Origin of the sequence: Leptospira weilii serovar Ranarum str. ICFT (genome assembly GCF_000332415.1) — a bacterium.
Classification (GTDB): domain Bacteria; phylum Spirochaetota; class Leptospiria; order Leptospirales; family Leptospiraceae; genus Leptospira; species Leptospira weilii_A.
This window is the reverse complement of the sequence record NZ_AOHC02000038.1, coordinates 71,921-84,244: the sequence shown is the minus strand read 5'-3', so window position 1 is coordinate 84,244 and position 12,324 is coordinate 71,921. Positions and strand designations below refer to the sequence as shown.

Sequence of the window (12,324 nt, the reverse complement as noted above, 5' to 3'; positions counted from 1 at the left end):
TATATCCACATTTTTGGAATTCCTTTTTTGCAGGAATCTTAAAAACGCCTTTTTATCTTGACCCTTTTTTCTTTCCGAGGTTCCTATTTGTTTTCGGAGTTCGTACATGCCAAAATCCTTTAAAGAATACACGTATTATGACGCCGTGGGACTTGCGGATTTGGTCCGGAAAAAATCCGTTCATCCGAGCGAACTCGTGGAATCGGCGATCGAAAGAATCGAATCTACGAACTCGGAACTCAATGCGGTGATTTCCCGCTTTTACGAGGAAGCAAGGAAAACCGCAAAGTCCAAACTTCCGGACGGTCCGTTTCGGGGCGTTCCGACTCTCGTCAAAAATATCGTTCATTCCATCGCAGGCGCTCCTTTGACGAACGGTTCCAAGGCGTTTCGAAATCATATCTCCCCTGTAGATTCCGAATTTATAAAAAGGCTCCGAAAAGCGGGAACGATTTTTTTGGGACAAACGAACGTTCCCGAATTGGCGCTGATGGGAATCACCGAACCGGAGTTATATGGTCCGACCCGCAATCCTTGGAACTTGGAAAGAACCCCCGGCGGTTCCTCGGGCGGTTCGGCGGCCGCGGTCGCCTCGGGAATGGTTCCGGTTGCGACGGCTTCCGACGGAGGAGGATCGATTCGAATTCCCGCCGCCTATTGCGGGTTGTTCGGTTTGAAGCCGACTCGGGGAAGAACTCCCGTAGGTCCGACCTTCGGAAGATATTGGCAAGGGGCTTCGGTCGATCACGTTCTTTCCAGAACCGTTCGAGATAGCGCGGTTTTTCTCGACGCGTTATGCGGAATCGAAAAGTCCGGGGCTTTTTCTTTCGAAGAACCGAAGACGAGTTTTCTTTCCGAGATCAAAAAATCTCCCGGCAAACTTAAGGTGGCTTTTTCGACGCAGTCTCCGATCGGAACTCCGGTGCATCCGGATTGTGTGGAGTCCGTGATCCATACCGCAAAACTATTACATTCTCTCGGTCACAAGGTGGAAGAAAAGGACGCGCCCGTGGACGGCAAGGCGATCGGTCGCGCGTTTATCATGATGTATTTCGGAGAAGTGGCGGCTCAGTTGAAAAACTTAGAGCCGATCCTCGGAAGAAAGGCGAGGATGGGAGACGTGGAATCCGTAACTTGGATTTTAGGTTTGTTGGGAAGAACCGTTTCCGCCGGTGAGTTCGTTCGTAACTTGCAGGAATGGGACAAGGCCGCGTTCGCGATGGAAACCTTTCACGAAACCTACGACGTTTATCTCACTCCGACAACCGCGATGCCTCCGGCAAAGATCGGCGAACTCGAACCGAAGATCGGTGAAAAGATCGCGATGCAAGTGGTAGGTCGTCTCGGCCTGGGAAGAATGTTACTCGCTTCGGGACTCGTGGACGAACTCGTGGAAAAAAGTCTTTCCAGAACTCCGTTTACGCAACTTGCAAATCTTACGGGACAACCTTCCGTTTCGATTCCTCTCGGCCGGACGAGCGATGAACTTCCTTTGGGTTTGCAGTTTACCGCCGCGAAAAGAAGAGAGGACATTTTGTTTCGTCTCAGCGCTCAACTGGAAAAGGCCGCGTCTTGGGCGAATCATAGGTAGGAATATGCATCTCATCTCGTTAGAATAAAATCCATTCATAAAGCTTCTGCATGAAGTGATGCCCATCTCCCCTATAGTTTAGTTCATCGATTTGTTTTTGTTGTTTGAACAATTCCTATATATCATTATCCAAGAGTTGAATGAATCCGATTGGTTAGAATTATCCAATGAAGGATTGATCGTTCATCAAAGTGAGTCGTCCATTTTACCGACTCGGAAACAATATATCCAAAGTTAAGTTCAGCCCGTTCAGGAATTTGGATTCGGCTCCCGATGGGGAAAGATCCGTCGAAGAATGAATTTGATAGCGCCCGTTTTCCCAGGAAAATATTTCGAGACATTGTAATTCCGGAAATACGAGCCAGAGTTCGGGGACCCCGTATTTTTCATAGATCGCTTTTTTTTCCACTGTATCTCTCGTAACGGTTCCTTTAGAAACGATTTCTACGACGATATCGGGAATACCTCGAACCCAATCTTGGATAATGGATTTTTTTTTGTTTCCTACGAATAAAAGATCCGGCTGAAGTCGATTCACTCCTTCTTCGAAAATTACATCCATAGGGGAAAGAATCACTTCGCCAACGGGATGTTTTTCTAAATATTTTTGAATGATGATAAATAGTTTCGCGACTAATCTTTGATGCGGCGCTAATGGAGCCGGGGTCATACGTTCCTCTCCGTGGATCATTTCCGTCAGATCAAAATCGTTCTTAGAACCAGAAGGAATTTCCGTTTCCAAAGCCATGATCCAAAGAATCACTCGTCAATCCGACCGGGTCAAGCCAAAATAACTCTTGATTCTAAGTAGGAGTTCCCACAAGCTTTGCTCCATTCCATGATTCCAGTTTTACTCATCGGTCTCGGAAGAATCGCGTCCCTCTTAGAAAAAGATCCGCTCCGAAATCATCCCTGCACACACGCGGGAACGATCTTCTCGTCTTGGGGAAGGAAAAAATTCTTCCTACTCGGTGCGATCGATCCGTCGGAAGAAAGAAGGAATCGATTTTGCAAAGATTGGAATATTCCAAAAGAAGAATGTTTTTCCGATTTTAAAAGTTGGACTTCTTCGTTTCGATCCGAATTGAAAAGAGAATTCCATTCGTCCATTACCGACTTTAAAAATACGGATTTTCAACGGGAAAAAGAGGGTCGGAACTCCGCGGGATCCGGCGAAAATCGGGGAAAATTAAAAATAGAATCCGAGACATTCAATTTTTCTCATACACAAATCGACATTACTTCCTGTCTCGTAGTCATCGCAACTCCTTCCGAAACTCACTACGAACTTGCAAAGGCCGCGATCGACTTCGGATTTCGTCGTCTATTGGTGGAAAAACCCGTTTGCCATTCTCTGGCGCTCGCTCGTAAACTCGCAAAACTCTGTCGTAAAACCGGAACCGATCTTCGGGTCAATCACGAGAGACGCTATCATCCCCTTTATATCCGAGTGCGCCAATGGATCCGGGAAGAAACCTACGGTCCGGTCCGAACCATCCGCGCTTCCGTTCTGACTTCCGCTCGTAGTCCCGGTCGTGCGATCTTGGATAAAACCGGGCCGCTCTTTCATGACGGAACTCACGCGGTCGATCTTTTGACCTGGTATCTGGGAATTCCGGATCGTGTGTTTTCCGTTTTGCGATCCTACCCCGATTCTCCCGTGGAAGAACAGGCCCTGGCGCTTATGACTTATCCCAAGGGTGAGACCGTTTTTTTGGAAGCGGGAGGAATGAGGAATTACTTTCAATTTGAGTTGGATATCCAAACGGAGAACGCCCGTTTTCTTGTGGGAAACGACGAGGTTCGTTTTTGGAAATCCAAACCCTCCCGCAAATACAAAGGATTTAAAAGTTTGACTCCGGTTTCAATTTCCGAAAAATCTTCCGCAGGCACGAATCCGTTTCTCAATCTTTACGATTCTCTTTTTCGTCATATCTCGGGAAAACCTTCCGACATCACGGGGGATATGGAGGAGAATCTGCAAATTCTCACCTTACTGGATACGATTCGGAGAAGAGCCGAAAAAAGAATCCTAGAGGTTTAGAAGTTTCATCTATGCTCGTAACCGGAACAACCGAACCTCAGGAAATTCAGTCGTACAAACGACGTCCCGGCGCCAGGAGATTTTGGAACGCGAGTTCTTTCGTCTGGAAAAAAATCTGGGTTATATTCTGGTTTTTTAAATTAGGAAAAATCTTTTTTCCTTCTTATAGAGAGGCGGCCGCCCAGGAAAAATTCTTTCGCACGTTAGGCGAGGATTGCCGCAATTTCTTTTTATCCATGGGCGGGGTTTATATCAAACTCGGTCAGTATCTCGGAAATCTTTCCCATATTTTTCCGGATTCGTTTACGGAATCCTTACAGGATCTTCAAGACAGGGTTCCTCCTCATCCTTTTCCGGAAATCCAAGAACGGTTCCGCGGAGAATTCGGAAAGGAAATCACGAAAGTTTTTCCGGACATTCAAAACGTTCCCGAAGCGAGCGCGTCCACGGCGCAGGTTCACGTCGCTTCCATCGGAGGTCAAAAGGTCGCCGTAAAAGTTTTGTATCCCGGAATCGAAACCCTCATCGCCAAAGATCTTAAAAACATCCGATCCTTTTTAAAAAGAATCAATCGGTATCTTTTTCGTTTTGAATACAAGAAGATTCACGAAGAGATCACATATCTCGTTACGAGAGAAACGGATCTCAAACTCGAAGCCGATTCCTACGATAGGATGCGACAACTTTTTGCGGAAGAACCCGATTATGTGTTTCCGAAAGTCATCCGTCAATTTTCAGGCAAAAGCGTTTTGGTTACGGAGTTTATCGAAGGAGTCAAAATCACAAGAGCGACTCCCGTGTTCAAAGGACAGGCCAAGTCGAGACCCGTGGAACTTCTCGTTCGGGCTTATGTGTTGATGATTTTTCAGTATCGTTTTTATCACGCGGACCCTCATCCCGGAAATCTGATCTATACGCCGGATGAAAAACTTTGTTTTATCGATTTCGGAGCCGTGGGAGAAATGGACTCGAGCCAAGTGTTCGCGCTCAAAAAAATTTTTCTCTGCGCGATCGTCAAAGATTACTTTGGGGTTGTGGACGGCCTGGAGGACATAGGCGCGTTGTCGGCTTCCGCGGATCCGGGTAAACTCGAAGAGGTCGTTCGTTATTCTTTGGAAAAATTGGGAAGGTTCGTCGCGGATACGGATTATTTTCGAAATCTTTCTTTGGACAAAATTCATACTCGGGAAGATCGACTTTTTTTGAAGGAGATCAATTCGAGTTTGAAGGAAATTTTTAGAATGATTCAGATTCCGGAAAATTTTATTTTCCTGGAACGTGTCCTGGGTTTACTGGTCGGGATTACCGCGATTTTGGATCCTTATAGAACCGTTTTGGATTACGGAGAAAAACCGTTCCGGACCGTCGCCTCCGGAAAAGAAGGCGGACTGGAGTTTCTTTTGTTAAACGAAGACAAGAATCTTTTGGGAAATACCCTTTCCATTCCGGGAGAATTTTATAAAGTACTCCAGAACATCAATCGAGGAAGACAGGGAATTCAACTCCGGGAAGTCGAACGACATACTCGGAAGATGTACGTTCTCGGACATCAGCTTTTGTACGGAGGATTCTTAATTGCGGGAATTCATTTCGGAAATTACTATCTCGAAAAAGGAATGGAAATTTTAAGCTGGGGATGTTTTGCCACCTCTTGTATTTTCGGACTTGTACTGATCTATTCATTTTGGAAAAACAAACTTAAAAAGAAAGGAACCCCCTCGTGAAATATTTTGGAAAACGATTTTTAGACGTCTATCGCCCTCTGTACTTAAGCGTCATCTTTCTCGGAATCGTATTGGATCTTGTGACTAAGTTTTTAGTCATCCTCTACTTTGAACCGCACCGTTATTTGGAAGTGTTCGGGAGTTTGTTTAGAATGACTCTGACATTCAATACCGGTTTCGTATTCGGAGCGTTTCAAGACAACGCGATCCCGTCTCTTGTGGCGACCGGAATCGCGATCGTGTTTCTCATCGGATACAGATGGAAAAATCACGATCTCGGAAATCCTTGGGGATGGAACCTCGTAATGGCCGGAGCTTTCGGAAATTTCTTGGATAAATTTTTCGTAAAAATTCCGGGTACGGGATTTCGTTTCGGATTTCAACCCAACTTGGGAGAATATATCGGAGTCGTGGACTTTTTGGATTTCGACTGGCCGGACTTTCTTCTTTTTTCCAGATGGCCCGCGTTCAACGTGGCGGATTCCTGCGTAACGATCGGCCTTACGATTTTAATTTTCACGATGAAACTCGAAGAGGAGAAATAATTTCTTGAAAGCTCTCGATCTTCCCATCTGGAGAAAATTATTCAATCGAAAGGAAGCGAATAATCAGGAAATCATTCGGTTTCTCAGAGAGACTTCCGTTTTTGGGAGAATGAAAAAGAGAACCCTGATCGAAATCGCCAGGATGGTACACGTTCGAGAGTATCAGGAAGGGGAAACGATTTTTCGTCAGGGAGAAGTCGGAGCCGGATTTTATTTCGTCTACGAAGGTTCGGTCGTGATCCGTTCCGTTCGGGACGGAATCGAACTCGATCTCGCGCATCTCGATCAACACGCTTTTTTCGGAGAACTTTCTCTTTTTACGGAGGAAAGAAGAACGGCGAGTGCGATCGCTCTCGAACACACCACGTTGCTCGGTTTTTTCCAACCCGATCTTAAGGAGATCATAGAAACAAAACCGAGAATCGGTATCGAAATTCTCATGAGCCTTTCCACCGTGATCGTGGAAAGACTTCATAGAACCAACGGACTTTTGGAAAAGGCTTACTTCCGGGGAAAACAAAAGAATGCGTGATGGAGAAAGAAGAGAACTTTCCGAATATTTCATTCGGACGAGTTTTTTTCTCATCGTTACTTTTACGATCGTCGTTTCGCTTTGGGGATTTCAATTGCTTGCGGTTCCGATCGTGATGGCTCTTTTGGTTTTTTACGCGTTTAACGGAACGATCAACAATCTGGAAAGTTTAGGAGTTCCTAGAATTTTTTCCATCGCGATTTTGATGCTCGTAATCAGCGTTCCGATTTATTTATTCATCAACTCGGTCGCACCTCCGATCGTTTCCACCTTAAATCCGCTTTTGAAAAATTGGAAACAGGATTTGGACGAAGCAAAGTTCAAATATTTAACCGTAACGGTCAATCTTCAGTTCAACGAATTTCCCGCCGGTTGGAACGAGACGATCCGTCCGGACGAACTGATCAAAAAAGTCGCGGAACTGATGCACGAACAAGTGAAAGGATTCGTTTCCTATATTCCGACTTTGATCGGTTATATGATCGTCACACCTTTGTTCGCTTTTTTGTTTTTGTTAAACGGAAACGGGATGTATAAAAGTCTGATTTCTTTGATTCCAAATCGGTATTTTGAAATGGCTCTTATGGTCACGTATAAGATCAACGAACAACTTACCAATTATCTCAAGAGTTTGATGATTCAAGGTGCGATCATCGGCGCGGTCTCCACTCTGGGATTTTATTTCATCGGACTGCCTTACTTTTATATCTTCGGTCTTTTTTTGGGAGTCGCCAATTCGGTTCCTTATCTAGGTCCGATCATGGGAGCGATTCCTCCCTTGTTCTTTGCTCTTGTAATCGGAGGAACCGGAACGACGGAACTCATGACTTCGATTTTGATCGTGGTAGCGATCGCACAAATCATCGATAACTTTCTCATTCAGCCGATCGTTATTTCGGGTTCCGTTTCTTTGCATCCGATCGTCATTGTCGGTGCGGTTACGGTGGGTGGCGCCGCGCTTGGTCTTGTGGGTATGCTCATTGCGGTTCCGATTGCGGCGATCTTAAAAGTGACGATTCAAACCCTTTACAGTGGTATGAAGGATCACAATCTGCTTTGATCTTACGCCTGAATTTTAAGGCAGGTTTCCGACATATCGATATTGAGAGTTAGGCGGGATTCACGTATTTTTTAGTTCAAACTCGAAAGAGGATATTTACATTCAACTCGGCACGTCCTTAAAGGAGAAAAATGATAGGGCGTTATCAGCCATCCTGTGTAAATACCATTTCTTAAAACGAGTCCAGCTTCAGTCGGTCCGGCGTTATCAGCAATCTTGTGTAAATGACATTTCTTTAAAACGAATCTAATTTCAATCGATCTCCGAAAATAATCGAAAACTGGTTCATAGCTTTTCCTCGCTTGAAAGGAACAAAGTCCCTGTCAATTTCCGTTTGACAAGCCTTACGATTTGTTATACATTGTTATACATGAGAGCCCTTCTGACTGTCAGCGTAGAACCCGCCTTGAAAAAGAGGATTGATGCTTTTTCAAAGGAAACAGGCGTTTCCCGTAGTGACGTGGTTAAGTCTGCATTGCGCAAGTATTTGCAAAAAGAGGAATTCGAAACTCTCCGCAAACGCCTCATTCCAAAAGCTCAAAAAACCGGATACTTTACCGACGAGGATGTATTTAGAGACATTTCGTGAGGATAGTTCTCGATGCTAACGTCATCATCTCGGCACTCATCAGCAACGGTCTATCTCATCAAGTCGTGGACATTTGTATTGACGACCACGAAATATTTATGTCCAAGGCTTTGAATATTGAGGTCTTGAATTTTTTCGCCCGTAAAGTAAAAACCACAGCCGACGAAAAACATCGAATCGTAAAATTCTTGGATGAACTCGGTCCTGAAATAGTTCCGAAAGGCAAACCTCCCGTCCTATGTCGCGACAAGAATGATAATCATGTGCTTCATCTTGTGCAAACTTGCTCCGCGCGTATTCTTATTTCCGGAGATCAAGATTTGCTCGTTCTGAAAAAGCACGAGCGCGCTCATGTTCTGACTCCACGTCAATTTCTCGAAGTTTTGAACTCCGGAAAACTCGACGGAGAAAACTTCGCATAATCACAGTTTAGCCGCTGCTTCCCCGCTCACTCTGCTCGCCTTTTTTCGCTCGTCCCGAATCTGGCGCAAGTTCGGAAGTTAAGCAAACATTTAGAGCCCGTCTCAAAACCTACTTGTAAATCATTCTAAATAGAATGATGGCCCACACGAGTTAAAAGAAAGCGGAATCATTTTCGATTTAAAATTCCCAGCGTGTTTAACAGCTCGAAAAGCATTGAACCATGCGAAAGTCCTTTCAACGATCCATCGAAATGGTTTTAACTTAGGAATGAATACAGGATTTTTTGCATTCGTTTTGTTTGGAATCCTGTATTGAATATTCTTCTTTTTTAAATTGCTTTTAATTGTTTTACTAGCGTAAGCCTTATCTAAAGAAAGAATATCGGGTTTAAGCAATTTCTTGTTTCTAAATACTTTAAATTTCTTTAAAGTAGGAAAAATTAATTTAGAGTCATGAATTTCTGCGGAAGCCAATACAAAAGCTACAATTGTGCTCCGCGCCGAGCGACGAGAATATGCCTTTAAATGCCTCTTTTGCCGCGATCCGTTGGATGGCGTCCCGTGAAAGCCCCCTTTTGGAGTTTTTGCGAAGTTCCCGTCTGCGGCCATTCTTTTCGTTCTAATCTTGATAGATCGTTCGTAAAGTTTTAACGCTTCTTTTTCAATCTTGCCAAAACTCCGGCATCTACCCATTCTTGAAATCTTCTATGCAACGTTGATTTCGAACCAAACATATAATGAGTGGATAGTCTTTAGGAATCAGTGGATAGTTAATTTACAGAGTAGAAAAATCAACCTTTGTTAGAGTCTGATTCCTTTTGTACTAAAATGTAACTAATTCCTAAAGCGGGGACGACCTCCTTTACTCGGATCTTTCTTGTTTTTGGGAAGTAATGGCTCTAATTTTTTCCAAATTGTTTCAGGTATTAAGACCACCTAATTCCGTTTTCATAGGTCACATTTTAAAATCAGGCGGTTATGTACAAGTAGGTTGGCGGACAGGCTCAAAATAAAATTTGACAATATGCATATAGATCAGATATTTTATGCATATTGTGAGAACAACAGTGGATATTCCCGAAGAATTGTTTTTAGAGGCGATGAGATTAACTCATCTTAAGACTAAAACTGATGTAATAAAAGAAGGACTTGCTTCTTTAATCAGAAGAGAAAAGTTGAAAGATCTGAAAAAATACAAAGGATCCGTTAATCTCGGAATTAATTTAGATGATTTGCGGAAACGATGAGTCGCATTTTATTGGACTCGTCCGTTTGGATTGATTATTTCAGGAATATTAACTCATCAATTTCGTTAAAAGTCGATGAGTTAATTGATACGGAGAATATCTATACAAACGATCTTATTTTGTCGGAATTAGTTCCTTTTCTTAAATTACGAAAACAATCTAAGATAATCGCTTCCTTAGAAGCTATAGAACGATTTCCATTAGAAATCGATTGGGGACAAATCATTGAGTATCAAATCTCGAATCTTAGAAATGGGATCAACAAAGTAGGCATTCCCGATTTGATAATTGCTCAGAATGTAATTCAAAATAAAGCGATGCTTTTTACTCTGGATAAACATTTTAAACAAATGAGCAAGAACATTAAACTAAAAGTTTATTAGAGTTGTTGAAAAATTAATTCTCCATTTGTTTCTGTTTCATTGAAATGGACAATTGAAGCAGTTTTGTGAATCGCGACTATTGAATTTTTCAACAACTCTATTGATGTAGCCATTTCGACTTGCAAGACGTTCGTTCTGGCTCGCTCAAACCTCGTGCCAACCGCTTCGCACACAAGCGCTCGGGCTCGCAACGTCGAGGCGACTCTTTCGTTAGACGGCATGTCCGTGCGGAGCAAGGGAAGACGGGAATAAGAAAAATACGAGTGACAAACATACAATCTTTGTATATAATTTAAACTATGAATCAGACTGTTAATATTTCCTTCGAAAAGGCGCTTTTAAAAGAAATCGATAAAATTGCAAAGAGGGAACACAGGTCTAGGTCAGAATTGATTCGTGAAGCCGCGCGAGCATATATCGGGAAAAAAACTAGATGGCAAGCTATTTTCGACTTCGCTTCAAAAACCGATGATCGAAGTGATATTTCTGAAAAGGATGTTTTTAATCAAATTAAATCCGTTAGAAATAAAAGAAACGCTTCTTAATGTTGAAGGTATTATTAGATACTAATATTTACATTTCAGCTATTTTATTTAAAGGAAAACCGAGGCTTGTTTTCCAAGATTTAATCAATGAGGTTTTTACAGGATATATTTCGAAAGAAATATTCGATGAGATAGAATCTACACTCTCTAAACCAAAATTCAAACTTGATGATAACTTTATTCAGATTGTTTTATCTGAAATCAGGGATATTACTGCGCTTGTTAAAAATAACCCTATTCAAGATTATTTAGAGTTAAGAGATAGAGATGATTATCACATTCTGGAATCTGCCTTTGCGGCAAAAGTAGACTATTTAATCACTGGAGACAAAGATTTATTAACTCTTCGGGAAATTAAGAACTTTAACATCATTACTCCGGATGAGTATTTAAGTATTAAAGAAAGAAACGAAACTTAAAAAATTCGGGGACAATCCGTGTCGCGAAATTCCGCAACTGCGACTAGCTTCATCTCCTCGCTTTGTTTGCGACTCCCGGTTCCCGCTCGCCCTTACCGGCCTTCGCACATTGTTTTGTCATTTCGACTTGCAAGACGTTCGTTCTGGCTCGCTCAAACCTCGTGCCAACCGCTTCGCACACAGGCGCTCGGGCTCGCAACGTCGAGGCGACTCTTTCGTTAGACACCGGCGTCGAAAATGATCACGGAATCGAAAATTTCAGAGAAATCTTGAAATACGTATGGAATACAATATTCTATACGTAGGATTATTTATGACTACTAAATTAACTTTGTCTATTGAAAAGACCGTTATTGAGAAAGCTAAAAAATATGCGCAGAAAATACATAAAAGTTTATCTAACATTATTGAAGATTACTTGGCTGAATTAACAAAAGAACCCGAGCGTGGACAAAAAGTAGAAACGAAGGCTCAGGATTTAGCTCCAATTACAAAAAGTCTGGCAGGACTTTTAAAAGGCAAAGAATACATGGATATTAAAGAGGATAAAGTTTCCTATTTGAGAAAGAAGCATGGCCTCTAAAAAGAAAGTATTCATAGATTCAGATGTTATAATTGATTTCTTATATAGTCGCCCCGGAGGTTTTGAATATTCAGCCCAAGTGTTTAATTGGATCGAATTAGGTAAAATACAAGGTTATATTTCATCATTGATTATATGGAATATTTTCTATTTATTGAAGAAATTTCTCGGACATAAAGAAGCTTTGAATAAAGTAAAGTCTCTTCGAATATTACTCAACATATTAAGCGTTGATGATAAGATTATTGATTTGGCGCTCGGATCGGATATCAAAGACTTTGAAGATTCAATACAATATCATGTAGCAAAAAGAGAAGGTATTGGAATTTTTCTAACTAGAAATAAAAAAGATTACCCGAAACATGATCTTTCAATCTTAAACTGTAAAGAGTTTATAAAATCACTTCGGTAATTTGTATCAACGCCGTCGCCTAACTTCGATTTCTCGCTTCGTTCGCTATTCGCGGTCCGCTCTGGCTCACTGCGGGTTTCGTCGCATGGCTCGACTTCCGTTCGCTTTGACGTTCGGCTTGCGGGACCGGGGCTAACGCTCGTTCGACCCTCCGTCAATCCCTGTGTGCAAGCGCTTGCGGGAAGACTCTGATTTCTATTTTTTTATCCGTTTAATTCCACTTGACAT

General features: G+C 42.5%; 16 protein-coding genes and 1 pseudogene. 14 read left to right on the top strand and 3 right to left on the bottom strand.

What is annotated here, in order from left to right; all coding sequences use genetic code 11:
- Window positions 1-106: 106 nt before the first annotated feature.
- Window positions 107-1,591 (top strand): amidase, encoded by a 1,485-nt coding sequence (locus LEP1GSC060_RS12840; protein ID WP_003005257.1) that lies wholly within the window; start codon window positions 107-109, stop codon window positions 1,589-1,591.
- A 205-nt stretch (window positions 1,592-1,796) separates the two neighbouring features.
- On the opposite strand, the gene LEP1GSC060_RS12835 is transcribed toward LEP1GSC060_RS12840, so the two are convergent.
- On the bottom strand, window positions 1,797-2,354 hold the full coding sequence (locus LEP1GSC060_RS12835; RefSeq protein WP_003005244.1) for a Uma2 family endonuclease: 558 nt from the start codon (window positions 2,352-2,354) through the stop codon (window positions 1,797-1,799).
- 75 nt (window positions 2,355-2,429) lie between these two features.
- Between LEP1GSC060_RS12835 and LEP1GSC060_RS12830 the strand changes: the two genes are divergently transcribed.
- The 7 genes from LEP1GSC060_RS12830 (at window position 2,430) to LEP1GSC060_RS12800 (ending at window position 8,507) form a co-directional block, all read left to right on the top strand.
- A complete protein-coding gene (locus tag LEP1GSC060_RS12830; RefSeq protein WP_036096386.1) occupies window positions 2,430-3,635 on the top strand; it encodes a Gfo/Idh/MocA family oxidoreductase in 1,206 nt (401 codons plus the stop codon).
- A gap of 11 nt (window positions 3,636-3,646) precedes the next feature.
- Window positions 3,647-5,359, top strand: a complete 1,713-nt coding sequence (locus LEP1GSC060_RS12825) for an ABC1 kinase family protein (protein WP_003005335.1) — start codon at window positions 3,647-3,649, stop codon at window positions 5,357-5,359.
- On the top strand, window positions 5,356-5,904 hold the full coding sequence (locus tag LEP1GSC060_RS12820) for a lipoprotein signal peptidase (RefSeq protein ID WP_003005277.1): 549 nt from the start codon (window positions 5,356-5,358) through the stop codon (window positions 5,902-5,904). Before LEP1GSC060_RS12825 ends, LEP1GSC060_RS12820 begins: the two co-directional genes overlap by 4 nt.
- Window positions 5,905-5,908: 4 nt before the next feature.
- On the top strand, window positions 5,909-6,436 hold the full coding sequence (locus LEP1GSC060_RS12815; protein WP_003005407.1) for a cyclic nucleotide-binding domain-containing protein: 528 nt from the start codon (window positions 5,909-5,911) through the stop codon (window positions 6,434-6,436).
- Window positions 6,429-7,496 (top strand): AI-2E family transporter, encoded by a 1,068-nt coding sequence (locus LEP1GSC060_RS12810; protein ID WP_003005074.1) that lies wholly within the window; start codon window positions 6,429-6,431, stop codon window positions 7,494-7,496. Before LEP1GSC060_RS12815 ends, LEP1GSC060_RS12810 begins: the two co-directional genes overlap by 8 nt.
- 370 nt (window positions 7,497-7,866) lie before the next feature.
- Complete coding sequence (locus LEP1GSC060_RS12805; protein ID WP_036096384.1) at window positions 7,867-8,085, top strand: ribbon-helix-helix domain-containing protein; 219 nt, start codon at window positions 7,867-7,869, stop codon at window positions 8,083-8,085.
- 38 nt (window positions 8,086-8,123) lie between these two features.
- Entirely contained in the window at window positions 8,124-8,507 is a 384-nt protein-coding gene (locus tag LEP1GSC060_RS12800; RefSeq protein ID WP_230458334.1) for a putative toxin-antitoxin system toxin component, PIN family, read from the top strand.
- Window positions 8,508-8,627: 120 nt separating this feature from the next.
- Here the strand turns inward: LEP1GSC060_RS12800 and LEP1GSC060_RS20595 are convergent, their stop codons facing one another.
- Together LEP1GSC060_RS20595 and LEP1GSC060_RS21005 are read right to left on the bottom strand one after the other, a co-directional pair.
- Complete coding sequence (locus LEP1GSC060_RS20595; protein ID WP_230458330.1) at window positions 8,628-9,116, bottom strand: transposase; 489 nt, start codon at window positions 9,114-9,116, stop codon at window positions 8,628-8,630.
- Between the two features lie 233 nt (window positions 9,117-9,349).
- Window positions 9,350-9,459 (bottom strand): annotated as a pseudogene (locus LEP1GSC060_RS21005) (IS5/IS1182 family transposase); the annotation flags it as partial.
- Window positions 9,460-9,553: 94 nt separating this feature from the next.
- Between LEP1GSC060_RS21005 and LEP1GSC060_RS12790 the strand changes: the two are divergent.
- The 6 genes from LEP1GSC060_RS12790 (at window position 9,554) to LEP1GSC060_RS12760 (ending at window position 12,096) form a co-directional block, all read left to right on the top strand.
- Window positions 9,554-9,754 (top strand): type II toxin-antitoxin system VapB family antitoxin, encoded by a 201-nt coding sequence (locus LEP1GSC060_RS12790; protein ID WP_196221647.1) that lies wholly within the window; start codon window positions 9,554-9,556, stop codon window positions 9,752-9,754.
- Window positions 9,751-10,137, top strand: a complete 387-nt coding sequence (locus tag LEP1GSC060_RS12785) for a PIN domain-containing protein (protein ID WP_036096381.1) — start codon at window positions 9,751-9,753, stop codon at window positions 10,135-10,137. The genes LEP1GSC060_RS12790 and LEP1GSC060_RS12785 overlap by 4 nt, the downstream gene beginning before the upstream one ends.
- A gap of 299 nt (window positions 10,138-10,436) precedes the next feature.
- Window positions 10,437-10,682 carry a CopG family ribbon-helix-helix protein gene (locus LEP1GSC060_RS12775; protein WP_003005440.1) on the top strand — a complete coding sequence of 82 codons (246 nt, stop codon included), beginning with the start codon at window positions 10,437-10,439 and terminating at the stop codon, window positions 10,680-10,682.
- Window positions 10,682-11,101, top strand: coding sequence for a putative toxin-antitoxin system toxin component, PIN family (locus LEP1GSC060_RS12770; protein ID WP_036096377.1), 420 nt, complete (start codon window positions 10,682-10,684; stop codon window positions 11,099-11,101). Before LEP1GSC060_RS12775 ends, LEP1GSC060_RS12770 begins: the two co-directional genes overlap by 1 nt.
- Before the next feature lie 313 nt (window positions 11,102-11,414).
- Entirely contained in the window at window positions 11,415-11,684 is a 270-nt protein-coding gene (locus LEP1GSC060_RS20590; RefSeq protein WP_036096411.1) for a DUF6364 family protein, read from the top strand.
- On the top strand, window positions 11,674-12,096 hold the full coding sequence (locus LEP1GSC060_RS12760) for a type II toxin-antitoxin system VapC family toxin (protein ID WP_036096375.1): 423 nt from the start codon (window positions 11,674-11,676) through the stop codon (window positions 12,094-12,096). The genes LEP1GSC060_RS20590 and LEP1GSC060_RS12760 overlap by 11 nt, the downstream gene beginning before the upstream one ends.
- Window positions 12,097-12,324 lie beyond the last annotated feature (228 nt).

What these genes read in the sequence shown, in the direction of transcription:
- LEP1GSC060_RS12840 (WP_003005257.1), top strand. Translation starts at nt 107, where the DNA reads ATGCCAAAATCCTTTAAAGAATACACGTATTATGACGCCGTGGGACTT.
- LEP1GSC060_RS12830 (WP_036096386.1), top strand. Translation starts at nt 2,430, where the DNA reads ATGATTCCAGTTTTACTCATCGGTCTCGGAAGAATCGCGTCCCTCTTA.
- LEP1GSC060_RS12825 (WP_003005335.1), top strand. Translation starts at nt 3,647, where the DNA reads ATGCTCGTAACCGGAACAACCGAACCTCAGGAAATTCAGTCGTACAAA.
- LEP1GSC060_RS12810 (WP_003005074.1), top strand. Translation starts at nt 6,429, where the DNA reads ATGCGTGATGGAGAAAGAAGAGAACTTTCCGAATATTTCATTCGGACG.
- LEP1GSC060_RS12805 (WP_036096384.1), top strand. Translation starts at nt 7,867, where the DNA reads ATGAGAGCCCTTCTGACTGTCAGCGTAGAACCCGCCTTGAAAAAGAGG.
- LEP1GSC060_RS20595 (WP_230458330.1), bottom strand. Translation starts at nt 9,116, where the DNA reads ATGGCCGCAGACGGGAACTTCGCAAAAACTCCAAAAGGGGGCTTTCAC.
- LEP1GSC060_RS12790 (WP_196221647.1), top strand. Translation starts at nt 9,554, where the DNA reads ATGCATATTGTGAGAACAACAGTGGATATTCCCGAAGAATTGTTTTTA.
- LEP1GSC060_RS12785 (WP_036096381.1), top strand. Translation starts at nt 9,751, where the DNA reads ATGAGTCGCATTTTATTGGACTCGTCCGTTTGGATTGATTATTTCAGG.
- LEP1GSC060_RS12775 (WP_003005440.1), top strand. Translation starts at nt 10,437, where the DNA reads ATGAATCAGACTGTTAATATTTCCTTCGAAAAGGCGCTTTTAAAAGAA.
- LEP1GSC060_RS12770 (WP_036096377.1), top strand. Translation starts at nt 10,682, where the DNA reads ATGTTGAAGGTATTATTAGATACTAATATTTACATTTCAGCTATTTTA.
- LEP1GSC060_RS20590 (WP_036096411.1), top strand. Translation starts at nt 11,415, where the DNA reads ATGACTACTAAATTAACTTTGTCTATTGAAAAGACCGTTATTGAGAAA.
- LEP1GSC060_RS12760 (WP_036096375.1), top strand. Translation starts at nt 11,674, where the DNA reads ATGGCCTCTAAAAAGAAAGTATTCATAGATTCAGATGTTATAATTGAT.